This window comes from Bradyrhizobium sp. USDA 4503, assembly GCF_054055815.1.
In genome coordinates this window covers 1,249,751-1,273,313 of sequence record NZ_JBSRXS010000001.1, presented here as the reverse complement: position 1 = coordinate 1,273,313, position 23,563 = coordinate 1,249,751, and the positions used below count along the sequence as shown (strand labels likewise).

Here is a 23,563-nt window from a genome sequence, read left to right as displayed (position 1 = left end):
GGCAGCGCCCTCGGATTCGGGGCGGTATGGCGGTCCGGACAAATTCGCGCGGACTATAGCGGCCGCGGTCCCAATTGCAACGTTAACGGACCTTCATTTAGGGCGCTTGCGGGACCGCCGCCAGCCCGATAAGGCTGCGCCGTCAGGAACTGGACAAATGCCGAAAAAAGCCAAGAAAACCACCAGTAAAACAACCCGCAAAACCACCCCCAAGGCTGCCGCCAAGCGCGCTGAAAACGCCGCGACAAAACGCCCGGTAACGGCGCTCGACGGCGCCGCGGCCGAGCGGATCGCGAACGCCCTGGAAGTCATCGCCAGCCGCCTCGCGGACGCCTCTCCGGCCCTCGATCCGGCCGAGAGCTTCGGCGCCGCGGACGCCTTTGTCTGGCATCCGGACGGGCGCCTCGCCCCGGTGCCGCGCGTCAGCCGCGTCGAGATCGGCCTGCTCAAGGGCGTCGACCGGATGCGCGATATCCTGATGGAGAACACCGAGCGCTTCGCCGACGGCCTGCCCGCCAACAATGCGCTGCTCTGGGGCGCCCGCGGCATGGGCAAGTCGTCGCTGGTCAAGGCCACCCATGCCAGCATCAATCTCGACCGCAAGCCGGCCGACCGGCTGAAGCTGATCGAGATCCACCGCGAGGACATCGAGAGCCTGCCCGGCCTGATGGAGCTGCTGCGCAGCTCCTCCTTCCGCTTCATCGTGTTCTGCGACGACCTCTCGTTCGACGGCAACGATGCCTCATACAAGTCGCTGAAGGCCGTGCTGGAAGGCGGCATCGAGGGGCGCCCCGACAACGTCATCCTCTATGCGACCTCGAACCGGCGGCATCTGCTGGCGCGCGAGATGATCGAGAACGAACGCTCGACCGCGATCAATCCCGGCGAAGCGGTCGAGGAAAAGGTGTCGCTGTCGGACCGCTTCGGCCTCTGGCTCGGCTTCCATCGCTGCAGCCAGGACGAATACCTCGCGATGGTGAAGGGCTATTGCGACCATTATGGCATCAAGATCGCCGAGGACGAACTCGAGCGCGAGGCGCTCGAATGGTCGACCACCCGTGGCTCGCGCTCGGGCCGCGTCGCCTGGCAGTACACGCAGGAGCTCGCAGGCCGGCTCGGTGTGCGGCTTAGTGGCAATTAACAGGGATGGGAGGCATAGCTCTCCCGTCATCGCCTGTGTAGCCCGGATGGAGCGCAGCGCAATCCGGGATCGTGCACTCCGCGGGTGAGCTCCCGGATTTCGCTTCGCTCCATCCGGGCTACGCGGCTGAGCGGCAAGTAATCGTCGGAGCAATCGTCAAAACAAAGCGGGGGAGGCTTGCGCCACCCCCGCTGTCTTTTTTGTGAGACTTGGAAGTCCCTTGAAGTCCCGACGCGTAGCTTACGCGCCGTTGAGGAACTGGAGCGGATCGACCGGCGACGATCCCTTGCGGATCTCGAAGTGGAGCTGCGGCGAGCCCGCCTCGCCGCTCTGGCCCGACTTGGCAATCACCTGACCGCGCTTGATGGTATCGCCGCGCTTCACCAGGATTTCGCTCGCATGGGCGTAGGCGGTGACGTAGCCGTTGGAATGGCGGACCAGCACGAGATTGCCGTAGCCCTTCAGCTCATTGCCCGAATAGGCGACGACGCCGTCTTCGGCCGCTTTCACCGGCGTGCCCTCGGGCACCGCGACGTTGATGCCGTCATTGACCTTGCCGTTGGTCTTCGAGCCGTAGGCGGTGATGACCTTGCCGCGCACCGGCCAGCGGAAGGTCGGCAACGCGCCGGTTGCCTCGCTCGACTTGGTGACGACGGGCGCTTCGGCGGCAGCCGCCGGCTGCTCGACGGTGGCGGTCGGCTGGACCAGCCGCGCGCTCTGCTGCGGCAGCGCGGTTGCAACGACCTTCGGGGCTGCGACCGCCGGCGCCGGAGCCACGGCAGCAACCGGCGCGGCGGCAACAGGTTGCGCAACGGTCGCGGGTGCCGCCATCGCCGTCTTGGCGCCGGGCACCACGAGCTTCATGCCGAGGCTCAGCCGGGCCGACTGGTCGAGGTTGTTGGCGCGGGCGAGCTCGGCCACCGGGATGTGGTGCTGACGCGCGATGCTGTGCAGCGTGTCGCCGCGATTGACATAGTGGACGCCGGCGGGCGCGGCTGCCACGGCGACAGGGCGCGCGGCCGGTGCGGCCATTGCTGGCGCCGCGGCCGTCGCCGTCGGGCGCGGAATGACCAGCTGCTGGCCAGGCGACAGCGCGCGCGGTCCCTTGTAGCCGTTGGCGCGCAGGATCTCGGCGGTCGAGACGTTGTAGCGGCGTGCCAGCACTTCCAGCGTATCGCTGGTGCCGACGATGATGGTGGTGCCGTTGTGCCCGGCAGGGGCTGCGGCGACCGAATGCGGAACGGTGCCGGTGGATTCGATCTGCGGACGCACGGGCGGCGGCGTGTAGGACGAGACCCCGCGCCCTCCTCCGGAGACGCCGGCATTGCCATTGGCGACCGGATAGGACTGCGGCGCCGCTGCGACCGGCGGCGGCAGCGGCTGTGACTGGTATTGCGAATACTGCGGTTGCGTTCGCGGCCGCGCGTATTGCGGCAACTCGCGCGGCGGCGGCGCCTGCTGCACGGTGCCGGTCGGCTGCGGATCAAACGCAAACGGATTTTGCGAGTAGGAGTTTTGCGAGAAGCGCGACGACATATCGGCGCTGCAACCGGCAAAAGCCATGGACATCAGCGTCAGCACCGCAACCTGCGGTACGCGACGCGAGCGAAGCAACTCAACAACCCCAGACATGGTTACTCACTCGTACGCAACAAAAGACTGTTTTGAGTAAACACGTACCGAGTAAATAACCGCTTAACCCTGCGAATAAGGCGTTGGTGCCAAGCAGCAAATCGCCAAATTTACAATTCGCGCGCGATTCCCGGCAACGCCGGCACAAAGCGGACGTCGACCAATTCCTTGCGGTCGAAGCGGTTCTCGGTCCGCACCACGCGGACGAGGGTCTGGATACCCTGATGCGGCCCGACCGGGGCGATCAGGATGCCGCCGGGTTCGAGCCGCTCCAAGAGCTTCTCCGGGATCTGCTCCATCGCCGCGGTGACGATGATGCGGTCGAAGTCGCCTGCCCCGGCCGGAACGTCGAAGCCGTCCCCGAGCAGCACCTCGATATTGTAATAACCCAGCTTTTCGAGGCGCTTGCGGGCGCCGTCGGCCAGCGTCCGGTAGCGCTCGATGGTCAGCACCTGCTTGCACAACCGGGACAGCACGGCCGCCTGATAGCCCGAGCCGGTGCCGATTTCGAGCACGCGATGGTCCTTCTGCAGTTTCAACTGCTCGGTCATGTAGGCCACGACGAAAGGCTGGCTGATGGTCTGCCCACAGGCGATCGCAAGCGCGCTGTCGCGATAGGCCTCGTTACGATCGCGCGGATCGACGAAGACCTCGCGCGGCACCTCCTCCATCGTACGCAGCACCGCCTGATCGCTCACCCCACGCCGCCGCAGGGTCAGCTGAAACATCATTTTCTCGGTCGGATCGGGGTTCACGGCCATGTTCATCAGCGTCTCTGGGCGGCAGCGCGGAATCTTGCCCTCTAGTGTGCTGAATGCGAAGTTCGTGCGATTTCGCGGCAGCCACTTTCACGAACTTCGCATTCATAAAGCACACTAGAATCATAAGTTTGCTAGTGTCCTTATCGAATCCGAAGTTCGCTCCGAAGGTGCGGCAAATGATGCGAACTTCGGATTCGGGACACTAGATGCCATTGAAATCCGAAATACCGCGTTAAGGAAAAATTTCCCGTCGCGTTTTGTTCCCGGCCAGGAACCATCGCCAGATTTGGCATTGGCGCCGGCCCGGCCCCCTCACATATAATTGGCGGCGATGCGCAGTTAACGTCTGGGTGGCGCAGATCAGGGCGCTCGTAGGGCCAACACACCTCGTTGGCTGTTGGGCAAATCTTGCGCAGCAAAGCCCGCCAGCGCGATGCGGAAAACGCTGTGGCGCGCCGGAAAAGGACCAATTCCCGAACGTTTGCATTGCGCGCTGTAATGTTATTTGCGAGCCTGATTCAGGGAAGGGCAAGGATTCCATCATGACAGCGATACGGCCGGCGGGCTGTTCAGTTTTCCTCGTAGAGGACGAGGTCATGATCCGGATGATGGTCGCCGATATGCTGGAGGAACTCGGCCATAGCGTTGCGGCCGAGGCCGGCGAGATCGGCGAAGCGGTCAAGCTTGCGCAATCGACCGAATTCGACCTCGCGATCCTCGACGTCAACGTCAATGGCAAGGTGATCACCCCGGTCGCCGAACTGATCAACGCCCGCAACCGCCCCTTCATCTTCGCGACCGGCTATGGCTCGTCCGGCCTGCCTCCGGAGTATCGCGACCGTCCGGCGCTGCAAAAGCCCTTCCAGCTGGAAACGCTGGCCCAGGTGATCTCCAGCGCGATGAAGGGCGCGCCGGTCTAGCCGCAAGTTGCGCGCGTAGCCCGGATGGAGCGAAGCGTAATCCGGGGACTTCACAATACGGGTTCCGGATTTCGCTTCGCTCCATCCGGGCTACAGATTCCCCGAGGATTACTTCAGCGTATCAATCAGCGTTTCCGAAAATGCTTCATCGGTGCGGTCGAGCCGCAGCGGTGTGACCGAGACGTAGCGCGCCGCAAGCGCGGCGAGATCGGTGCCTTCGGCCGGCGCATCCATCATCGCCGCGCGCTCGAAGCCGATCCAGAAATACGGATTGCCGCGTCCGTCGTGACGGCGATCGATCTTCAGGAACCCCTGATTGCGCTTGCCCTGCCGCGTGATCCGGATGCCCTTGACGTCATCGGGCATGCAGGACGGGAAGTTGACGTTGATCACGGTGTTCCTGGGGACGCCGGCGCCGATCACCTTGCGGATGATGTCGGGCCCGAATTTCAGCGCGGTGTCCCACAGCGGCGCATTGCGCGTCTCAATCGAGAATTCCTGCGACAGCGCGAATGACGGAAAGCCCAGAATGGTGCCTTCGAGCGCGCCGGCGATGGTGCCGGAATAGACCACGTCCTCGGCGACGTTGCGGCCCTTGTTGACGCCGCTCAGCACGAGATCGGGCAGCTTGTCTCCGAGAATGTGGCGCGCGCCCATGATGACGCAATCGGTCGGCGTGCCGCGCACCGCGAAGTGACGCGGGCTGACCTCGCGCAGACGCAGCGGATCGTTGAGCGACAGCGAATGCGAGACGCCGGACTGATCGAGCTCGGGGGCAACGATCCAGACGTCGTCGGACAACGCGCGTGCGATCTGCTCGACGACCTGCAGGCCTGGAGCATGGATGCCGTCATCATTGGTGCAGAGAATTCGCATCCGTCAAAGTGCCTTTTGTTCCGATGCGGCGCGGGTATCTTACGCTGCGGCTTCTTGAGTTGACTGCCGTCTTAACCGGCTAGGGCCGCGGAGGCAAACCTGGCGATGGCCCGCGCCATCGTGCCGACGTCACGCGCCATGGACGGACAAATCGCGCGCTGCCGGCGATCTTGCGCTCGAACACCGGCCAGGATGCTCTGGCCGGCCGCCGAACAACCGCGATCACGGGCGTTGGCCGCGGCGCCTCCGGCACTTTGACCCGTGGGGTCTGACGCAGTTCGGCCCCGAGCCCCCGGGACGCGACAGCTTCTGACCTTGGAGGCTCGGGCTTGGCAGGTTCAGGCTTGGCAGGTTCAGGCTTTGCTTCAACCTTGGGAGCTTCAGATTTGAGAGCTTCAACCTTGGGCGGCTCAACCCTCCGAGCTTCCGGCCTGGCCGGCTCAAGAGCAATTGGTGCGGTTTGGCGAGGCTCAGACTTGGGAGGCTTCGGAAGCTCCGATGTGGGGAGCTCGGACTTGATGGCATCGGCCGTGATGGGATCGGCCTTGGCCGGCGCGGTCGTGAGCGACTCAGCCTTCGGAGCTTGTAACGCGCGAGACTCAGCCCTGGACGCTTCGGGGGCGACCGAAGCCGCTTGGGGGAGCTCGGACCTCGCCGGCTCGACCTTCCGAGGCTCAACCCCGAGCGGTTCGGGCTTGGGCGGCACCGGAGCGAGCGCTTCGCCCGGTTTTGCGACCGGCGCCGTCGCAGCCGATTTCGATTTCAGCCTGGCCAGCAGCTCCTCGATCGAGGGCACCGATGTCGCGTCAAGCGGAGCGCGCGGTGCCGCCGGCGGCGTCGCCCGGACCGGCGGTGGCGGCGACGCAATCGGTGCAGGTGGCGCCAAATCGGCCGGTGCCATCTGGGCGAACTTGCCGCGCGCGATCTCCAGCGCCTTGTCGAAGTCGGGCCGGTCGATCCAGGCCTTCGATTGCACCTCGGTCGCGCGCGTGTCCCACAGGCGCGCGGCTTCGATGTCGTAATAGCCCATCTGCTTCTGATTGATCAGCTGCAGACCGTGGCCCGTGACGGCCCATTGTCGACCTAGCCAGTGGATGTCACGGTGCAGCGGCATCACACTGGCCCTCGCCTCACATGCCGTGCTCGATGACCTTGAGCCCGCCCATATAGGGCTGCAGCACATCGGGCACCGCGATCGAACCATCCTGCTGCTGGTAGGTCTCCATGACGGCGATCAAGGCGCGCCCGACCGCCGTGCCGGAACCGTTCAGCGTATGCACGAAACGCGGCTTGCCGTCGGGGGCGCGATAGCGCGCGTCCATGCGGCGGGCCTGGAAATCGCCGCACACCGAGCAGCTCGAAATCTCGCGATAGGCGCCGCCGTCGCCCTGCCCCGGCATCCACACCTCGATGTCGTAGGTCTTCTGCGCGGAGAAGCCCATGTCGCCGGCGCACAGCGTCATCACGCGATAATGCAGGTCGAGCTTTTGCAGCACCTGCTCGGCGCAGGACAGCATGCGCTCCAGCTCATCCTTGCTGGCTTCCGGCGTCGTGATCGACACCAGCTCCACCTTTGTGAACTGGTGCTGGCGGATCATGCCGCGCGTATCGCGTCCCGCCGCGCCAGCTTCGGCACGGAAGCACGGCGTCAGCGCGGTGAGCCGCATCGGCAGCTCCTTCTCGTCGAGGATGGATTCGCGCGCGAGGTTGGTCAGCGAGACCTCGGCGGTCGGGATCAGGCCGAGGCGCTCGCTGCGCAGATCGGCATTCGGCGACGCGAGCAATTCGCCCTTGATCGCCCAGAACTGGTCGTCCTCGAATTTCGGTAGCTGTCCCGTGCCGAACATCACGGCGTCGCGCACCAGCAGCGGCGGATTGATCTCGGTATAGCCATGCTCGCCGGTGTGCAGGTCGAGCATGAATTGCCCAATCGCGCGCTCGAGCCGCGCCAGCCCCTTCTTCAGCACGACGAAACGTGCGCCGGACAGTTTCGCCGCCGCCTCGAAATCCATAAAGCCGAGCGCGGTGCCGAGATCGTCATGCAGCTTCGGCGCAAAGCCGTAGTCGCGCGTCTTGCCGTACACATGGTGCTGGACGTTGCCGTGCTCGTCGGTACCGTCGGGCACCTCGTCGAGCGGCAGGTTCGGAATCGACGACAGCTCTTTGGTCAGCTGTTCATCGGCCGTCTTCGCCGCCGCCTCGAGTTCTGGCATCGTGGTCTTCAGCTCGCCAACTTCAGCCATCAGCTTGGCCGCGCGCGCCTCGTCCTTTGCCTTCTTGGCCTCGCCGATCTCCTTCGAGGCCGCATTGCGCCGCGCCTGGGCCTGCTCCGACGCCAGGATCGCCGCCCGCCGCTTCTCGTCAATCGCCAGCAGCGACGGCGACAGGGCCTCTAACCCGCGGCGCTTCAGGCCGGCGTCGAAGGCTGTCGGGTTGTCGCGGATCGCTTTGATGTCGTGCATAAGTCAGTCCTGGCAGGCTATGCGTAAGCAACCAACATTGCGTTGGCAAACTACGGTTTGCAGTTCCACTACCACGACCGTCATCGTCAGCGAAAGCGGGTGATCCAGCATTCCAGAGACGTCGGCGTGTCACCGAGAAGCCGCGGCGTACGGGATACCCCGCTTTCGCGGGGTATGACACCGACTGTGAGGTGAAATCACCCTATTCGGCCGGATTGGTCGCCCCGGACGACGCATTCGAGGTCGCGGCCTTCTTCTCCACGATCCGGACCGCGATAATGGCGCCCTCGTAGAGCGCGAGCAGCGGGATCGCGAGCGAGGCCTGGCTCAGCACGTCGGGCGGCGTCAGCACGGCGGCGATGATGAAGGCGATCACGATGAAGTAGCGCCGCTTCTCCTTCAGCATCTTCGAGGTGACGATGCCGATGCGGCCGAGCAGCGTCAGGATCACCGGCAGCTGGAACGCGATGCCGAAGGCGAAGATCAGCGACATCATCAGCGAAAGATATTCGCCGACCTTGGGCAGCAGCTGGATCTGCGCGGTCTCCGCGCCGCCGGCCTGCTGCATGCCGAGCGAGAACCGCACCAGCATCGGCAGCACAACGAAATAGACGAGCGCCGCGCCCATCACGAAGAACACCGGAGTGGCGATCAGATACGGCAGGAACGCGTTGCGCTCATGCCGGTAGAGACCGGGCGCGACGAATTTGTAGATCTGGGTGGCGACGATCGGAAACGAGATGAAGCCGGCGCCGAACAATGCGAGCTTCAGCTGGGTGATGAAATATTCCAGCAGCGCGGTGTAGATGAACTTCGAATTCTCCGGCCCCGCGATCCAGACGAACGGCCAGACCAGCACGTTGTAAATCTGCTTGGCGAAGAAGAAGCAGATGATGAAGGCCACGCCGAAGCCGAGCAGCGCCTTGATCAGCCGCGAGCGCAGCTCGATCAGGTGATCCATCAAGGGGGCCTTGCTGGCCTCGATGTCTTCGGCGCTCATGACGCCCTCGCGTCCTTGAGCGCGTCGGGCTGTACCGGCGTCACGTCCTGCGGCGCCGGCTCGGCCTTCACCTCATTGGTGATCGCAAGCGGCTCGCTGGCTGCCGCGTGCGCCTCGGCCTCGACGAAGGTTTCCGGCGTCGGCTCGGCGGGAGTCGTGGGCGTCACCGGTGTGTCACTTGACGCCACCGGTGCGTCGATTGCGGACGCGACCTGCGCATCGACCGGCTTGTCGATCTGCAGGGCGTCGCTGACGTCCTTCTGCAGCGAGGTCATAATGTTGCCGCTGGTGATGCCGGTTGCGGCCTCCTTGACCTCGTCAAAGCTCTTCTTGAGGTCGGCCATCTCGGCTTCGCGCATGGCTTCCTGGAACTGGCCCTGGAATTCGGAGGCCATCTTGCGGGCTTTGCCCATCCATTGCCCGACCATGCGCAGCACGCCCGGCAGTTCTTTCGGGCCGATGGCGATCAGCGCGACGACCGCGATGACGACCAGTTCACTCCACCCGATATCGAACATGAATTCTTCCGCCTAAGCGCGCCGCCATCGGCCCCACCGCTCCCAACAGGATCTGGGGCTGCCGGCGCCTTTTCTCAATCGGCGTCCATAGCGCGTCTGTGCGACGGCGTCACCGTTTCGCGCAAGAAAAAACGTCGAAATATGCGTCAGTACAAGCGCGTTAGACGGCTTTGCTGCCGACGTCCTGGCGCGTGGCCGACGGCGCCGCATTGTGATCGATCGACTTGGTGGGCTCGGTCTTCTCGGCGACCTTGTCGTCGTCCTGCATGCCCTTCTTGAAGGCCTTGATGCCTTGGGCAACGTCACCCATCAGATCAGAAATCTTGCCGCGTCCGAACAGCAGCAGGACCACTGCGATCACGACGATCCAGTGCCAAATGCTCAACGAACCCATCCTGCAACCCTCCAGAAATGGCCGGCGGACCGGCCTGAACTTTGCCGGAAGGTAGGCCCGCGGGGTGTCAAAAACAAGGACCTCGGCCGCGGCAAATCGCTGTCGCGGCTACAGTAATATTGCTAGGCTTAACCGGGAATATTCAGGCTTATTCGCCCTTGTCCTCGGTGTCGGCGTCATCACCCTCGTGGTCGGCGCGGTCTTCCGGCTCGCCAGCATCAGGTTCGGCCGCATCCGGATCAGAGGCAACGTCCGCCTCGACCTCCGCTTGGGCGGTCGTTTCGACCTCAGCAGTCCCAACCTCGTCAGTCGTTTCTGCGTCGGCCTTCGGTTCCTCGGCTTCCGGCTCGACCGCCGGCGCCAGCAGCAGTTCCAGCGTATCACCCGGCTCGAGCGGCTCCTCGTCCTCCCGCAGCGTCGCGTCATCCGACGGCGACGGAACGGAAAATCCGGTCGGCAGACGCGAGTCGAGCAGACCCGTGCCCTTCAGCTCCTCAAGCCCCGGCAGGTCGCCGAGGGCTTCCAGGCTGAACTGCGACAGGAACGCGTCGGTGGTTCCGAAGGTGAGCGGACGGCCCGGGGTCTTGCGGCGGCCGCGCGGGCGGATCCAGCCGGTCTCGAGCAGCACGTCGATCGTGCCCTTCGACGTGACCACGCCGCGAATCTCTTCGATCTCGGCGCGAGTCACCGGCTGGTGATAGGCGACGATCGCCAGCACCTCGATCGCGGCGCGCGACAGCTTCCGCGTCTCGGTGCTCTCGCGCGTCATCAGCCACGACAGATCGCCGGCGGTGCGGAACGTCCACTTGTTGGCGACACGCACCAGGTTGACGCCACGCGGCGCGTATTCCGCCTGCAGCTGCGCGAGCGCCGCCTTGACGTCGACGCCGTCGGGCATCCGCTTTGCCAGCGTTGCCTGATCGATCGGCTCGGCCGATGCAAACAACAGGGCTTCCAGGAGCCGCAATTCCTCAGGACGCGCCACCGGATCCATAGGAGAAACCTCCTCCTCGGGCTCTTCTCTGCGCACTTCCGCCAAGCTTGCCATGGGCTTGCTCTCCTTCTTCCACTTACTCAACCGACAGGTCCGGCGCTGCCATTGCGGCCTGCGCTTGACGCTTTCGGAAATAGATCGGCGCGAACGCCTGCTTCTGGTTGATCTCCATCTCGCCCTCGCGAACCAGTTCGAGGGCGGCAGCGAAGCTCGATGCGAACACCGTCGCCTTCTGGGTGGGATCGGCGACGTAATTCATCAGATACTCGTCGAGGCAGCTCCAGTCCTCGGCGATGCCGACCAGCCGCTCCAGCGACGCACGCGCTTCGGCCAGCGACCATACGGTACGCTTTTGCAGATGAACCGTCGTCAGTACGCGCGACTGGCGCTGCGTGGCGTAGGCCGACAGCAGGTCGTACAGGGTCGCGGTGAACTTCGGATGCTTGATCTCGGCGATCGATTCCGGATTGCCGCGCGGAAAGATATCGCGCTGGAACTGGGGCCGGTTCATTAGCCGGTTCGCCGCCTCGCGGATCGCCTCCAGCCGGCGCAACCGGTTGGCGAGCGCGGTCGCCATTTCCTCGGCGCTCGGCCCCTCCGCGCTCGGCGGCTCGGGCAGCAGGAGCCGCGACTTCAGGAACGCCAGCCACGCCGCCATCACCAGATAGTCGGCCGCAAGCTCGAGGCGAATCTTGCGGGCAGCCTCGATGAACGAAAGATATTGGTCGGCAAGCGCAAGGATCGAGATCTTCGACAGGTCGACCTTCTGCTGCCGCGCCAGCGTCAACAGCAGGTCGAGCGGGCCCTCATAGCCCTCGACGTCGACCACCAGCGCCGGTTCGCCCTCGGCGACGTCGGCCGGCCGCCCGGTATCAAACGAAAGAATTTCAGCGGTCATGCCGTCCCTACCCGATCCAACAACGCATCCAGTTCAGCCCGTGCCGCCTGCCGGTCGAGCGGCTCAGGCGGCTTGCGCGCGGCGAGCGTCGCCTTGGCGCGCTCAAGCGCCTTGCCGGTCAGTTCCGGCGTTTCGCGTGCGACCTCGCGCATCTCGTCAATATTGCCGTTGCAGTGCAGAACCATGTCGCAACCGGCGGTGACGATGGCGCGGGTCCGCTCGGCAATCGATCCGGCCAGCGCATTCATCGACACGTCATCACTCATCAACAAACCCTGGAACCCGATCAGGCCGCGAATCACCTGTTCGATGATTGTCGCAGAAGTCGTCGCCGGATGGACGGGGTCGAGCGCGCTAAACACAACATGTGCAGTCATGGCCATCGGCAGATCCGCAAGCGGCTGGAACGCGGCAAAATCGGTCCGTTCCAGCTCGGCCTTGGCGGTATCAACGGTCGGAAGCCGGAAATGGCTGTCCGCCGTGGCCCGGCCATGGCCGGGAATATGCTTGAGAACCGGCAGCACCCCGCCCTGTTCCAGTCCGTCCGTGACCGCCCGGGCGATCGCCGCGACCTTGCCGGGTTCAGTTCCATAGGCCCGGTTGCCGATCACCGCGTCCGCCCCGGCCACGGGAACGTCGGCCAAAGGCAGGCAATCGACGGTGATTCCGAGATCGGTCAGGTCGGCCGCAATCAGCCGTGAGCTGAGCCGAGCTGCCGCAAGCCCGAGTTTCGGATCGATGTCGTAGAGTGCCACAAAGCTCGCGCCCGGTGGATACGTCGGCCAATGCGGCGGGCCAAGCCGCTGCACCCGCCCGCCTTCCTGGTCGATCAGGACCGGGGCATCGGCGACGCCGACTGCGGACCGGAGTTCTCCAACAAGAGCCGCCACTTGGGCATGACTCTCGATGTTACGCTTGAACAGGATGAAGCCCCATGGCCGCTCGGCGCGAATGAATTCGCGTTCGGCGTCGTTGAGGATCAGCCCGGATATGCCCGTGATGAATGCGCGGTTCGTCATTCGGCCGATTAGGCCGTATGCAGCTCACGGGTCAAGGAAACGGCCTTTAATTTCTTTGGATGAGGCACTGCGGCCCACCAGCCGACATCAGGCTCCGGCACAGCTGGCTCGCCTCTTCCGACGACGCGAACGGGCCCGCGAAGGCGCGGTAGTAGACGCCCTTCTCGCCGAGATCGACGCGTTTGACTACCAGAGGCTGCGAACCGAGCACGCTGCGATATTTGCCTTGCAGCGTCCGATAGGACGCCTGCGCGTCCGCTTCGTTCTTCTGCGAGGAGACCTGGACCAGATATCCGCCACCACCAACCGGAGCTGCCGAGGTCGAGGCCACCCGGGTCGGAGGCGCGGCCGGAGCCGCCTCAGCCTGGCCGGGAACAAGCGCCATTGGCGAGTTGACGCTGGCGTTGGCCGCAGCCGGGTTGCCGCGCGACACCGGAGGCTTCGCCGCCGCAGGTTTCGCCGGCACGGCCGAGGTCGCCTGCGTGCCATCGGGCGTATCGCCCTTGACCGAGAGCGTGCGGACCTTGCGCGGCTCGTTGTTCGGCAAGGTGCCGTTCGCGGTGATCGGCGCCGGCGCCGGCTGTGCCGTCTGCACGCTCGCGGGCGGCGGTGGATTCGCATTGGCGTTCAGGGGCGGAAACACGACGCGCGGTCCGGCGGTCTTCGAATTAACGTCGACCGGCGTCTCTTCGCGCGACACGATCTTCTCGGTGCCGTCGCCCGTCGCCATGCGGTCCGGCGTCTTGGCCGGCGCGTCGGCCTGGGCCGGGATCACCTTGGTCGGCGTGTTGTCAGCCTTGATGATCGGCGGCTCACCGCTGCGGGGCGAACCGACGTAGGTCCGGTAGGCATACGCGCCACCGACACCGAACACGCCGAGCGCCAGCACCGCGGCGACCGTTATCAGGCCGCTGCGCCGCCGGCGGGGCTCGGGTTCTTCCTCGTAGGCCTCCTCATAGGCATAGGGATCGTCCGGATAGGCGGGATCGCGCTGCAGGTCCTGCTCGCCGGCTTCCAGCTGGCCGTAGAGCGCGTCGTCATAGCGCGACGGATCCTGACTCTGACCGCCACTCTGATAGTGCGGCTCATCGTCAAATGCCTCCGGCTGCCGAGGGGCCTCGACCGGCCGATACTGCGCCACCGGCGCGGGCGCGGGCTGCGCCTGCTGAGCCGCGTAGCGATGCAACGGATGCACCGGCTTCGGCTGGTAGTCCTGCTCGGGCTCTTCGTCTTCGATGTTCTGCACGGGAGGCGGAGCGACAGCCTCCTGCCGCGCGCGCTGCATCCAGGGCGGCGGGCCCGCGGGCGGCGCATCCTCGTCCGCGGCCTGCGGCTCGTACTGTTGCGGCCGCGCGTTGGCGCGCGACTGCAGCGGTCGCGGCGGTGGCTTGTTCGCGCTGCCGAAGGGATCCGTCTGGCCGATCAGCCGTGCCAGTTCGGCAAGCGGATCGCTGTCGGCCTTGGAAGCCGTGTCGGCGGGAAAATGTCGGTCCTGATATCGATCAGCCATTGTGATCATGCATCCCCTTCGGGACAGCGCCAAGATCGCCGGCACAGCCGGTCCGAACGAGTTGGCCCCTGCCAGATGCCCTCACAAATCCCCACTCGTGAGGGCCTAATGCCCCTGCCTACCGCATCTCGGTCGGAGCGTGGACGCCTAGAACAGCTAAGCCCGATGCCAGAACCGAGACGACGCCCTGAACCATTGCCAGTCGCGCCCTCGTGATCTCTGCATCATTATTGATAATGAAGCGTAAATAGGGCAAATCGCGCCCCTTGGTCCAAAGCGCATGAAATTCACTGGCCAAATCATAGAGATAAAAAGCGATTCGGTGTGGCTCATGTGCCACCGCGGCAGCCTCGATTATCCGCGGATAAAGCGCAAGCCGCTTGAGCAGCTCGAGCTCGGCCGGGTCGGTCAGCCGCTCGACCGTAGCATTACGGAGATAGGCCTGCCGGGCCTCATCGGTCTCGGGCAGATCGGGAACCGCTTCCTCCCGCGCGTTGCGGAAGATCGAATGGCCGCGGGCGTGGCCGTACTGGACGTAGAACACCGCGTTGTCTTTTGACTGCTCGATCACCTTGGCGAGGTCGAAATCGAGCACCGCGTCGTTCTTGCGGAACAGCATCATGAATCTGACAGCGTCGGAGCCGACCTCGTCGACCACCTCGCGCAGCGTGACGAATTCGCCGGACCGCTTCGACATCTTCACCGGCTCGCCGTCGCGCAGCAGCTTCACGAGCTGCACGATCTTGACGTCGAGCACAGCCTTGCCCGCGGTCACCGCCTTCACGGCGGCCTGCATGCGCTTGATGTAGCCACCATGATCGGCGCCGAACACGTCGATCAGATTGGTGAAGCCACGCTCGAATTTGTAGCGGTGGTTGGCGATGTCGGATGCGAAGTAGGTGTAGGAGCCGTCCGACTTGATCAGCGGACGATCGACGTCGTCGCCATAGGCGGTGGCGCGGAACAGCGACTGCTCGCGGTCCTCGTAGTCCTCGACCGGCTTGCCCTTCGGGGGCGGCAGGCGGCCCTCGTAGATGTCGCCCTTGGCGCGCAGGAAATCGATGGTCTCGGCGACCTTGTTGTTGCCTGACGTGATAAGCGAGCGCTCGGAGAAGAACACGTCGTGATGGATATTGAGCGCGCCGAGATCGCCCTTGATCATCTCCATCATCATCGCGATCGCCTTGTCGCGCACGATCGGCAGCCACGCGGCTTCGCTCATGTCGAGCAGCTTCTTGCCATATTCCTTGGCGAGTGCCTCGCCGACCGGCACGAGGTAATCGCCGGGATAGAGCCCTTCCGGGATCGCGCCGATGTCCTGGCCCAGCGCCTCGCGGTAGCGCAGGAACGCCGAGCGTGCGAGCACATCGACCTGAGCGCCGGCGTCGTTGATGTAGTATTCGCGGCAGACGTCGAAGCCCGCGAATTGCAGCAGGCTGCACAGCGCGTCGCCGAACACGGCGCCGCGGCAATGGCCGACATGCATCGGTCCGGTCGGGTTGGCCGAGACATATTCGACATTGACCTTCTCGGCCTTGCCGATGTCGCTGCGCCCGTAAGCCGAGCCGGCGGCCAGCACGGCGCGCAGCGCGTCCGCCCAGACCTGCGGCTTCAAGGTCAGGTTGATGAAGCCGGGCGCGGCGACATCGACCGAGGCCACCAGCGCATCGGCGCGCAGCCGCTCGGCGATCTTGTCGGCGAGCTCGCGCGGCTTGGCCTTGGCATCCTTGGCGAGCACCATCGCGGCATTGGTCGCCATGTCGCCATGGCTGGCGTCGCGCGGCGGCTCCACCACGACGCGGGACAGATCGATGCCGGCGGGCCAATTGTCCTCGGCTGCGACAGCGGCACAGATCGCATGCACGCGCGTCAGCATGTCGGCAAAAAGGTGTGGTGAAGCAGTGGTGTCGGTCATGGCAGGGCGCTAACGCAAATCCGGGGTCGAGTCAAAAAGCCTTTGATGCTCGATCAGGGCGAAACGGTCGGTCATCCCGGCAATGAAATTGCCGATCCGCCTGTTCCGAGCGCTCCCGGTCTCCTGCACGCTGCCCTCGATCCATTCCGCCGGCAGGTCTTCAGGCGATTGCAGGTAGCGCTCGAACAGGTTGCGGACCACCTCCTCCGCCTCCCCCATCACCAGCATCACCCGCTTGTGGCGATACATCCGCCGGAACAGGAACGCCTTGATCGCCGCCTCCTGCTCCGCCACCTCGGACGGAAACGCAATCAGCGGGGCATTGTGGTGGCGCACGTCGTGGGCCGATTGCGGCTGCGCGGCCGCGAGGCGCCGGCTCGCCTCGTTGAAGACCGCGCTGATGAAGTGTGAGATCAGCTCACGCACCAGTTCGGCGCCGCGCCGGACCTCGTCGAGCCCGGGATAGTGGCGGTCGATCTCGGCGATGATGTCGGCGGTCAGCGGCATCTCTTTGAGGTCGTCGACCGCGAAAAGACCGGCACGCAGGCCGTCATCGATGTCGTGCGCGTCATAGGCGATGTCGTCGGCGAAGGCCGCGATCTGCGCCTCGAGCGAGGCATAGCTCCAGAGCTCGAGGTCGTGGCCCTTGTTGTAGTCGGCAATTCCGATCGGGATTCCACTCCCTAGGTAGCGGCCGGCCGGTGCGCCACCGCGTTCGGTCAACGGACCGTTGTGTTTGACGATCCCTTCGAGCGATTCCCAGGTCAGGTTCAGCCCGCCGAATTCGGGGTAGCGATGCTCCAGCGAGGTGACGACCCGCAGCGCCTGCGCATTATGGTCAAAGCCGCCGTCATCCCTGAGGCATTCGTCGAGCGCCCGCTCCCCGGCATGGCCGAACGGCGGATGGCCGAGGTCATGCGCCAGCGCCAGCGTCTCGGTCAGGTCCTCGTCGACCCCGAGCTGGCGGGCCAGCGCCCGGGCGATCTGCGCGACCTCCAGCGAATGGGTCAGCCGCGTGCGGTAGTGATCGCCTTCGTGGAAGACGAAGACCTGCGTCTTGTGCTTGAGGCGGCGGAACGCGGTGGAATGAATCACCCGGTCGCAGTCGCGCCGGAACGGGCTCCGGGTCCGGCTCGGCGGCTCCGCGACCAGCCGGCCGCGGCTGCGATCGGGGTCGCAGGCATAAGGCGCGCGGGGGGCAGCCATTCCGACCGACACTGTATTTTAGTCCTTATCCATTTGATTCCATGGTCCGACGCACTTAACTATGACTGAGGCGGCCGACCAAATGAATTGGGGATGACGCCGGGCCTGATCCGGATCGGATCATGCTCAAATAGGGTTTCGGAGACCGACATGACTGCTGCCATCACCGTCAGCGAACGGGCCGCCCGCCGGATCGGGCAGATCCTCAGCAAAGAAGGCGAAGGCGCCAAGCTGCGCATTTCGGTCGAGGGCGGCGGCTGCTCCGGTTTCCAGTACAAGTTCGACGTCGAGCGCACCCAGGCCGATGACGACCTCGTGATCGAACGCGACAGCGCGGTGGTGCTGATCGATCCCGCCTCGGTCCCGTTCCTCGCGGGCTCGGAGGTCGACTTCGTCGACGACCTGATCGGCGCCTCGTTCCGCGTCGTCAATCCGAACGCCACCGCCTCCTGCGGCTGCGGCACCAGCTTCTCGATCTAACGCTTCGCGATCCCGGGCGGTTTCTCCCGGCGCGCCGGTTTCCGGCTCGCGCCGAATGCTCGGCTATTCCGCCGCGACCACCTGCGGTCGCTCGACGTCGCCGCCCGCCTCGGCTTGCGGGTCGAGCTTGCGGCGCAGCCTGCGGTCGATGCGGTCGAGATAGATGTAGATCACCGGCGTGATGAACAGCGTCAGCAGCTGCGACACGCAGAGGCCGCCGACCACGGCGACGCCGAGCGGTTGACGCAGTTCGGCGCCGGCACCCGCGCCGAGCGCGATCGGCAGCGTGCCGAAGATCGCCGCGAACGTCGTCATCATGATCGGACGGAAGCGCAGCAGTGCCGCCTCGCGGATCGCGTGCTCGGCGCTGAGGCCGACGCGGCGACGCTCCAGCGCGAAGTCGACCATCATGATCGCATTCTTCTTGACGATGCCGACCAGCATCACGATGCCGATCATCGCAATCACAGACAGCTCCATCCCGAACATCATCAGCGTCAGGATCGCGCCGATACCGGCCGACGGCAGGCCGGAGATGATGGTGATCGGGTGGATGAAGCTCTCATAGAGAATGCCGAGGATCACGAAGGCTGCGAACACCGCGGCGAGGATCAGCACGCCCTGCCCGCGCAGCGAATCCTGGAACACCTGCGCGGTGCCGGAGAAGCCGGTCACAATCGTCGGCGGCAGGTTCGCGGTCTGCTCGAGTTCGGTGATCTTGTCGACCGCGTAGCCGAGTGAGGTGCCCGGCGCGAGGTTGAACGAGATCGTCACCGCCGGCTGCTGGCCCTGGTGGTTGATCTGCAACGGCCCGACCGTCGGCACCAGCCTCGCCACCGCATCCAGCGGAATGGTCTGGTTGTTCGCGGTCTTCATGTAGAGCTTCGAGAGGTCGGACGGATCGACGCGGAACTGCGGCTGCACCTCGAGGATGATCTGGTAGTCGTTCGACGGCATGTAGATGGTGCCGACCTGCCGCGCGCCATAGGCGTTGTAGAGCTGGTTGCGGACCTGATCGACGGTGACGCCGTAGACCGCCGCCTTCTCGCGGTCGATGTCGACCGTCATCTGCGGGTTCTTGATGTACAGGTCGGTGGTAACGTCGAGCAAGCCCGGAATCTTCTCGATCTTGTCGCGCATCTCGGGCGCCAGCCGGTACAGCGCCTCGGTATCGCCGCTCTGCATCACATACTGATACTGGCTCTTGGAGATGCGCCCGCCGATGCTGAGGTTCTGGATGCTCTGGAAGAACGCCTGCATGCCCGGGATCTCGCGCGCCTTCTGCCGCAGACGGCCGATCACCACGGTGGCGTTGTCACGCATCTTCTGCGGCTTCAGCGCGATGAACAGACGGCCGTAATTCGCCGTCGGATTGGGACCGCCGGAGCCGACCGTAGAGTTGATGTACTCTATCGCCGGATCGGTCCGCAGCACCTCGACCAGCGCCTGCTGGCGCACCTTCATCGCCTCGAACGAGGTGTCGGTCGCAGCCTCCGTCACGCCGATCAGAAAGCCGGTGTCCTCCTGCGGGAAGAAGCCCTTCGGCACGATCATGTAGAGGTAGATGGTGCCGCCCAGCGTAGCCAGCGTCACCACCAGCATCAGGGCCTTCTTGGCCAGCACCCAATCCAGCGCCCATTCATAGGCCCGCAGCCAGGCCTCGAACATCGCCTCGAACGCCCGCAGCACGACGTTCGGCCGCTTGGTCGCGTCATGCGCGCGCAGCACACGGGCGCACAGCATCGGCGTCAGGGTCAGCGACACGAAGCCGGAGACGATGATCGCAACCGAGATCGTCACCGCGAATTCGCGGAATACGCGGCCGACGATGCCGCCCATCAGCAGCACCGGGATGAACACGGCGATCAGCGAGAAGGTGATCGAGATGATCGTGAAACCGATCTCGCGGGCACCCTTCAGCGCCGCCTCGAACGGCTTCATGCCGTGCTCGATGTGGCGGACGATGTTCTCCAGCATGACGATGGCGTCGTCGACCACGAAGCCGACCGAGAGCGTCAGCGCCAGCAGCGTCATGTTGTTGATGGAGTAATCCAGCGCGTACATCGCCGCGCACGTGCCGAACAGCGAGATCGGCACCGCGAGCGCCGGGATGAAGGTGGCAGAGGCCGAGCGCAGGAACAGGAAGATCACGAGGATCACGAGGCCGATCGCGATCAGCAGGGTCTCCTCGACGTCGCTGACCGCCTGGCGGATCGAGACCGAGCGGTCCATCATGACCTGCATGGTCACCGAGGGCGGGATCGCGGCGCGCAGCGCCGGGAGCTTGGCCAGCACGGCGTCGACCACCGCCACGGTGTTGGCGTCGGGCTGCTTCTGGATCGCGAGCACGATCGCCCGCTCGTCGTTCATCCAGGTCGCGATCTTGTCGTTCTCGACGCTGTCATAGACCTTGGCGATCTCGTCGAGCCGGACCGGCGAGCCGTTGCGCCAGGCGACATAGATCTGGCGGTAGTCGGCCGCCTTGTCCATCTGGCCGGAGGCCTGCAGCGCGACGTCCTGCTTGGGGCCATTCAAGGTACCGACCGGCGTCGACGAATTGGCGCGCGACACCGCGGCGCGGATATCCTCCATCGAGACGCCGCGCGCGGCGGCGGCCTCCGGATCGGCCTGAACGCGGATGGCGAATTTCTGCGCGCCGTAGATCAAGACCTGGGCGACGCCCGGCAGCTGCGACAGTGCCTGCCCGATCGTGATGTCGCCGTATTCGTTGACGCTCGACAGCGGCAGCGTCGCCGAGCCGAGCGAGACGAACAGCACCGGGAAGTCCGCCGGGTTCACCTTCCGGAAGCTCGGCGGGATCGTCATCTCGATCGGCAGCCGGCGCTGCGCGATCGTCAACGCGGTCTGCACGTCGAGCGCGGCGGCATCGATGTTGCGGTTGAGGTCGAACTGGATGGTGATGACGCTCGTGCCCTGCGAGGAGTTCGAGGACATCGAGGAGATGCCGGCAATGGTCGAGAGCTGGCGCTCGATGATGCCGGCGACCGAGGCCGCCATGGTGTCGGCGCTGGCGCCGGGCAGGGTCGCGGTCACCGCGATGGTCGGGAAGTCCACCTTGGGCAGCGCCGAGACCGGCAGCAGGCGGAAGCCGAACACGCCGAATGCGATGATCGACGCCGTGATCAGCGTCGTCATGACCGGGCGGCGGATGCAAAGCTCGGAGAGCGTCATCGGTCAGGCTCCGGCCTTGCGCGCCCGCAGTTCAACCCGCGATCCCTCCGAGAGCAGCAGCTGGCCGTCAACGACGACGCTTTCATCGCCCGCCAATCCGTCTGAGATCACCGATGAGCCCTGGAAGGTGCGATCGACCTTGACCGGCCGGACCTTGGCAACGCCGTCCTTGACGACGAAGACGAAATTGCCGTTCTGGCTGCGCTGCACCGCGACCGTCGGCACCACGACCGCGTCTTCGCTGCGGATGATCAGCTTGGTCTGCACGATGGTGCCGGGCCAGAGCGTCTCGCTCTCGTTGTTCATGATGCCGCGCACGGTCACCATGCCGGTGGTCGCGTCGACGGCGTTCTCCACCATCGCGATCTTGCCGCGCTCGGAGCGCTGGTGGCCGGGAATGGTCGCGATCACCTTTGAATCGCCCTTCCCCATGGCGTCGCGCAGATCGACCAGCGCCCGCTGCGGAATCGCGAAGGTGACGTAGACCGGTGCCATCTGGTTGATGACCGCGAGCGGCTGGGTGTCGGCGGGGCGGACGAAGTTGCCGACCTTGACGTTGGCGGCGCTGATCCGTCCCGCGAATGGTGCGCGGATGACGGTGTAGCTCTTCTGGACGCGGAGGTTCTCCAGCGCGAAGCGGTCGGCCTTGATGGTGCCGATCAGGACGTCGGACTGGGTCTTGGCGTTGTCGAGGTTGACCTGGGTGGTCGCACCCTTGCCGACCAGTTCGGTGTAGCGGCGGAGGTCGCGCTGCGCGCCCTCGAGCTGGGCCTGGTCGCGGGCCAGGACGCCCTCGGCCTGTTCGATCTGCGCGTCGATCTGCCGCGCGTCGAGGGTGAACAGCAGGTCGCCTTCATTGACCCTGGCGCCGTCCTCGAAATGCACCGAGACGATGGTGGTCTCCAGCCGCGACTTCAGCGCCACGCTGGAGATCGGCGTGACCTGTCCAATGGCATCGACATCGACCGGAACCGATTTGCGTTCCGCCTTAGCGAGATCCACGGACACCACGCGCGGCCGCGCCGTCCCTTGCGCGGTGGCGGCGCCGCCACCCATCCATGAAGTGCGGGTCATGTAAGCCGCCCCGGCCGCAATGCCGAGAACAGCGACAGTCAGAACCAAATTGCGTTTTTTCATAAGTTTTGCACGTGCGCCGCCGGCTTCCCTTGAAGGCCGGTGCGCGTCGTCACTCCCCCATCGGCAATTGTTGCGCCTTGTTTCCTGAGAGGGTTAGCACAGGCGGACCGCCCATGGTATGCCACCTAAGTGAAATAGTGCGGCTTCAATCCGGTGATTTGCATGCGCATCGCCGGACGTTTTGAGTAACCGGACCGCATCCGTTCTGCTTCATTGAGCTTTCGAATCGCGACCTTATGTCCACCTCCGTCCTTGTCTGCCCCTGGGAAGAAGCCCGCGAACGCTCCCGTGCCATCCGCTACAGCGTCTTCGTCGAGGAACAGCGGGTGCCGGTAGAACTGGAATGGGACGACATGGACGCATCGAGCTGGCATGCGCTGGCGTTCGCCGACGACGGTGCGCCCTTGGCCACGGGCCGGCTGCGGCCGGACGGTCATATCGGCCGCATGGCCGTGCTCAAAGCGGCGCGCGGCACAGGCGTAGGCGCCCGCGTGCTGGACGCGCTGATGGCCAAGGCGGCCGAACTCGGCTATCCGGAACTGATCCTCAACGCGCAGACGCACGCGGAGCCGTTCTACGCGCGCGTCGGCTTCGAGCGGATCGGCGCGGAATTCGAGGAGGCCGGCATCCCGCACATCGAGATGCGGAAGCGCCTGGTCTAAGCGGGGCGGCGCTCGGTCACGTTCCCCCACAATGAAGGAAGTCCGATGGCAGTTCGCATCGCTACGTGGAACGTCAACTCGGTCCGGCAACGGATCGAGCTTCTGGTCAGCTGGCTGAAGGAGTGCTCCCCCGACATCGTCTGTCTGCAGGAGATCAAATGCGTCGATGATGCGTTTCCCCGCCTCGAGGTCGAGGCGCTCGGGTACAATGTCGTCACCCACGGCCAGAAGACCTTCAACGGCGTCGCGCTGCTGTCGAAGCTGCCGTTCGACGAGACCAAATCGGGCCTCGCCGGCGACGACGAGGACGCCCATGCCCGCTTCCTCGAAGGCGTCGTCACGCTGAAGCAGGGCGTGATCCGGGTCGCGTGCCTTTACCTGCCCAATGGCAACCCCGCCAATACCGACAAATATCCGTACAAGCTCAAGTGGATGTCGCGGCTTCTTGAGTATTCGAAGGAGCGGCTGAAGGCCGAGGAGCCGTTGATCCTGGCCGGCGATTTCAACGTCATCCCGGCCGCGCGCGACGTCTACAATCCCGCCGCCTGGGCCGATGACGCCCTGTTTCGGCCTCAGACCCGCGAGGCCTTCCAGTCGCTGCTCGGCCTCGGCCTGACCGACGCGCTGCGGGCGGTCAATGACGAGCCGGGCCAGTACACTTTCTGGGACTACCAGGCCGGCGCCTGGCAAAAGAACTGGGGCCTGCGCATCGACCACCTGTTGATGTCGGCACAAGCGAGCGACCGGCTGATCGACGTCGGCATCGACAGCTATGTGCGGGCTTGGGAGAAGCCGTCCGACCATGTCCCGGTCTGGGCCGATCTCGATTTCGAGATCGCCTGACCC

General features: G+C 65.0%; 20 protein-coding genes and 1 pseudogene. 5 read left to right on the top strand and 16 right to left on the bottom strand.

Annotated elements, in window-relative coordinates:
• Positions 1–157: 157 nt before the first annotated feature.
• A complete protein-coding gene (locus tag ACVMIH_RS06085) occupies positions 158–1,141 on the top strand; it encodes an ATP-binding protein (protein ID WP_057018531.1) in 984 nt (327 codons plus the stop codon).
• 240 nt (positions 1,142–1,381) lie between these two features.
• Here ACVMIH_RS06085 and ACVMIH_RS06080 read toward each other — a convergent pair whose 3' ends face one another.
• Together ACVMIH_RS06080 and ACVMIH_RS06075 are read right to left on the bottom strand one after the other, a co-directional pair.
• Entirely contained in the window at positions 1,382–2,773 is a 1,392-nt protein-coding gene (locus tag ACVMIH_RS06080; RefSeq protein WP_057018532.1) for a LysM peptidoglycan-binding domain-containing M23 family metallopeptidase, read from the bottom strand.
• Positions 2,774–2,883: 110 nt separating this feature from the next.
• Positions 2,884–3,540, bottom strand: coding sequence for a protein-L-isoaspartate(D-aspartate) O-methyltransferase (locus tag ACVMIH_RS06075; RefSeq protein WP_057018533.1), 657 nt, complete (start codon positions 3,538–3,540; stop codon positions 2,884–2,886).
• A 536-nt stretch (positions 3,541–4,076) separates the two neighbouring features.
• Between ACVMIH_RS06075 and ACVMIH_RS06070 the strand changes: the two genes are divergently transcribed.
• The gene (locus ACVMIH_RS06070) at positions 4,077–4,454 is read left to right on the top strand and encodes a response regulator (RefSeq protein ID WP_026192734.1); all 378 of its coding nucleotides are present in this window, start codon (positions 4,077–4,079) and stop codon (positions 4,452–4,454) included.
• A gap of 108 nt (positions 4,455–4,562) precedes the next feature.
• On the opposite strand, the gene surE is transcribed toward ACVMIH_RS06070, so the two are convergent.
• From surE to ACVMIH_RS06010, 12 genes and pseudogenes are all read right to left on the bottom strand, one after another.
• On the bottom strand, positions 4,563–5,330 hold the full coding sequence (gene surE, locus ACVMIH_RS06065) for a 5'/3'-nucleotidase SurE (RefSeq protein ID WP_028332131.1): 768 nt from the start codon (positions 5,328–5,330) through the stop codon (positions 4,563–4,565).
• Between the two features lie 79 nt (positions 5,331–5,409).
• On the bottom strand, positions 5,410–6,444 hold the full coding sequence (locus ACVMIH_RS06060) for a hypothetical protein (RefSeq protein ID WP_156436339.1): 1,035 nt from the start codon (positions 6,442–6,444) through the stop codon (positions 5,410–5,412).
• Between the two features lie 16 nt (positions 6,445–6,460).
• Positions 6,461–7,792 carry a serine--tRNA ligase gene (gene serS, locus ACVMIH_RS06055; protein WP_057018535.1) on the bottom strand — a complete coding sequence of 444 codons (1,332 nt, stop codon included), beginning with the start codon at positions 7,790–7,792 and terminating at the stop codon, positions 6,461–6,463.
• 202 nt (positions 7,793–7,994) lie between these two features.
• The gene (gene tatC / locus ACVMIH_RS06050; protein WP_038381092.1) at positions 7,995–8,792 is read right to left on the bottom strand and encodes a twin-arginine translocase subunit TatC; all 798 of its coding nucleotides are present in this window, start codon (positions 8,790–8,792) and stop codon (positions 7,995–7,997) included.
• Complete coding sequence (gene tatB / locus ACVMIH_RS06045; protein WP_057018536.1) at positions 8,789–9,310, bottom strand: Sec-independent protein translocase protein TatB; 522 nt, start codon at positions 9,308–9,310, stop codon at positions 8,789–8,791. Before tatB ends, tatC begins: the two co-directional genes overlap by 4 nt.
• Before the next feature lie 160 nt (positions 9,311–9,470).
• Positions 9,471–9,704, bottom strand: a complete 234-nt coding sequence (locus ACVMIH_RS06040) for a twin-arginine translocase TatA/TatE family subunit (protein WP_057018537.1) — start codon at positions 9,702–9,704, stop codon at positions 9,471–9,473.
• Positions 9,705–9,864: 160 nt separating this feature from the next.
• Positions 9,865–10,752 (bottom strand): annotated as a pseudogene (scpB, locus tag ACVMIH_RS06035) (SMC-Scp complex subunit ScpB); the annotation flags it as partial.
• Between the two features lie 22 nt (positions 10,753–10,774).
• Positions 10,775–11,596, bottom strand: coding sequence for a segregation and condensation protein A (locus tag ACVMIH_RS06030; RefSeq protein WP_057018539.1), 822 nt, complete (start codon positions 11,594–11,596; stop codon positions 10,775–10,777).
• A complete protein-coding gene (gene nagZ, locus ACVMIH_RS06025; protein ID WP_456856168.1) occupies positions 11,593–12,615 on the bottom strand; it encodes a beta-N-acetylhexosaminidase in 1,023 nt (340 codons plus the stop codon). The genes ACVMIH_RS06030 and nagZ overlap by 4 nt, the downstream gene beginning before the upstream one ends.
• Before the next feature lie 46 nt (positions 12,616–12,661).
• Entirely contained in the window at positions 12,662–14,125 is a 1,464-nt protein-coding gene (locus ACVMIH_RS06020; protein WP_456856169.1) for an SPOR domain-containing protein, read from the bottom strand.
• A 118-nt stretch (positions 14,126–14,243) separates the two neighbouring features.
• Positions 14,244–16,040 (bottom strand): arginine--tRNA ligase, encoded by a 1,797-nt coding sequence (gene argS, locus ACVMIH_RS06015; RefSeq protein WP_456860980.1) that lies wholly within the window; start codon positions 16,038–16,040, stop codon positions 14,244–14,246.
• A 9-nt stretch (positions 16,041–16,049) separates the two neighbouring features.
• Positions 16,050–17,258 (bottom strand): deoxyguanosinetriphosphate triphosphohydrolase, encoded by a 1,209-nt coding sequence (locus ACVMIH_RS06010; RefSeq protein WP_456784900.1) that lies wholly within the window; start codon positions 17,256–17,258, stop codon positions 16,050–16,052.
• 138 nt (positions 17,259–17,396) lie between these two features.
• Between ACVMIH_RS06010 and erpA the strand changes: the two genes are divergently transcribed.
• A complete protein-coding gene (gene erpA / locus ACVMIH_RS06005) occupies positions 17,397–17,726 on the top strand; it encodes an iron-sulfur cluster insertion protein ErpA (protein WP_016846874.1) in 330 nt (109 codons plus the stop codon).
• 63 nt (positions 17,727–17,789) lie between these two features.
• Here erpA and ACVMIH_RS06000 read toward each other — a convergent pair whose 3' ends face one another.
• Both ACVMIH_RS06000 and ACVMIH_RS05995 read right to left on the bottom strand, forming a co-directional pair.
• Complete coding sequence (locus ACVMIH_RS06000) at positions 17,790–20,918, bottom strand: efflux RND transporter permease subunit (RefSeq protein WP_057018544.1); 3,129 nt, start codon at positions 20,916–20,918, stop codon at positions 17,790–17,792.
• A gap of 3 nt (positions 20,919–20,921) precedes the next feature.
• Complete coding sequence (locus ACVMIH_RS05995; RefSeq protein ID WP_456856172.1) at positions 20,922–22,055, bottom strand: efflux RND transporter periplasmic adaptor subunit; 1,134 nt, start codon at positions 22,053–22,055, stop codon at positions 20,922–20,924.
• 236 nt (positions 22,056–22,291) lie between these two features.
• Here ACVMIH_RS05995 and ACVMIH_RS05990 point away from each other — a divergent pair, with 236 nt between their 5' ends.
• Entirely contained in the window at positions 22,292–22,717 is a 426-nt protein-coding gene (locus ACVMIH_RS05990) for a GNAT family N-acetyltransferase (protein WP_456856174.1), read from the top strand.
• Between the two features lie 45 nt (positions 22,718–22,762).
• Positions 22,763–23,560, top strand: coding sequence for an exodeoxyribonuclease III (gene xth, locus ACVMIH_RS05985; RefSeq protein WP_076828641.1), 798 nt, complete (start codon positions 22,763–22,765; stop codon positions 23,558–23,560).
• The last annotated feature ends 3 nt before the right edge of the window (positions 23,561–23,563 follow it).

Bases quoted from the DNA above. Each gene is read 5' to 3' on its own strand.
- ACVMIH_RS05995 (WP_456856172.1), bottom strand. From the start codon at position 22,055: ATGAAAAAACGCAATTTGGTTCTGACTGTCGCTGTTCTCGGCATTGCG.
- serS (WP_057018535.1), bottom strand. From the start codon at position 7,792: ATGCACGACATCAAAGCGATCCGCGACAACCCGACAGCCTTCGACGCC.
- xth (WP_076828641.1), top strand. From the start codon at position 22,763: ATGGCAGTTCGCATCGCTACGTGGAACGTCAACTCGGTCCGGCAACGG.
- tatB (WP_057018536.1), bottom strand. From the start codon at position 9,310: ATGTTCGATATCGGGTGGAGTGAACTGGTCGTCATCGCGGTCGTCGCG.
- argS (WP_456860980.1), bottom strand. From the start codon at position 16,040: ATGACCGACACCACTGCTTCACCACACCTTTTTGCCGACATGCTGACG.
- ACVMIH_RS06040 (WP_057018537.1), bottom strand. From the start codon at position 9,704: ATGGGTTCGTTGAGCATTTGGCACTGGATCGTCGTGATCGCAGTGGTC.
- tatC (WP_038381092.1), bottom strand. From the start codon at position 8,792: ATGAGCGCCGAAGACATCGAGGCCAGCAAGGCCCCCTTGATGGATCAC.
- ACVMIH_RS06060 (WP_156436339.1), bottom strand. From the start codon at position 6,444: ATGCCGCTGCACCGTGACATCCACTGGCTAGGTCGACAATGGGCCGTC.
- nagZ (WP_456856168.1), bottom strand. From the start codon at position 12,615: ATGACGAACCGCGCATTCATCACGGGCATATCCGGGCTGATCCTCAAC.
- surE (WP_028332131.1), bottom strand. From the start codon at position 5,330: ATGCGAATTCTCTGCACCAATGATGACGGCATCCATGCTCCAGGCCTG.
- erpA (WP_016846874.1), top strand. From the start codon at position 17,397: ATGACTGCTGCCATCACCGTCAGCGAACGGGCCGCCCGCCGGATCGGG.
- ACVMIH_RS06000 (WP_057018544.1), bottom strand. From the start codon at position 20,918: ATGACGCTCTCCGAGCTTTGCATCCGCCGCCCGGTCATGACGACGCTG.
- ACVMIH_RS06075 (WP_057018533.1), bottom strand. From the start codon at position 3,540: ATGAACATGGCCGTGAACCCCGATCCGACCGAGAAAATGATGTTTCAG.
- ACVMIH_RS06070 (WP_026192734.1), top strand. From the start codon at position 4,077: ATGACAGCGATACGGCCGGCGGGCTGTTCAGTTTTCCTCGTAGAGGAC.
- ACVMIH_RS06080 (WP_057018532.1), bottom strand. From the start codon at position 2,773: ATGTCTGGGGTTGTTGAGTTGCTTCGCTCGCGTCGCGTACCGCAGGTT.
- ACVMIH_RS05990 (WP_456856174.1), top strand. From the start codon at position 22,292: ATGTCCACCTCCGTCCTTGTCTGCCCCTGGGAAGAAGCCCGCGAACGC.
- ACVMIH_RS06020 (WP_456856169.1), bottom strand. From the start codon at position 14,125: ATGGCTGATCGATATCAGGACCGACATTTTCCCGCCGACACGGCTTCC.
- ACVMIH_RS06030 (WP_057018539.1), bottom strand. From the start codon at position 11,596: ATGACCGCTGAAATTCTTTCGTTTGATACCGGGCGGCCGGCCGACGTC.
- ACVMIH_RS06085 (WP_057018531.1), top strand. From the start codon at position 158: ATGCCGAAAAAAGCCAAGAAAACCACCAGTAAAACAACCCGCAAAACC.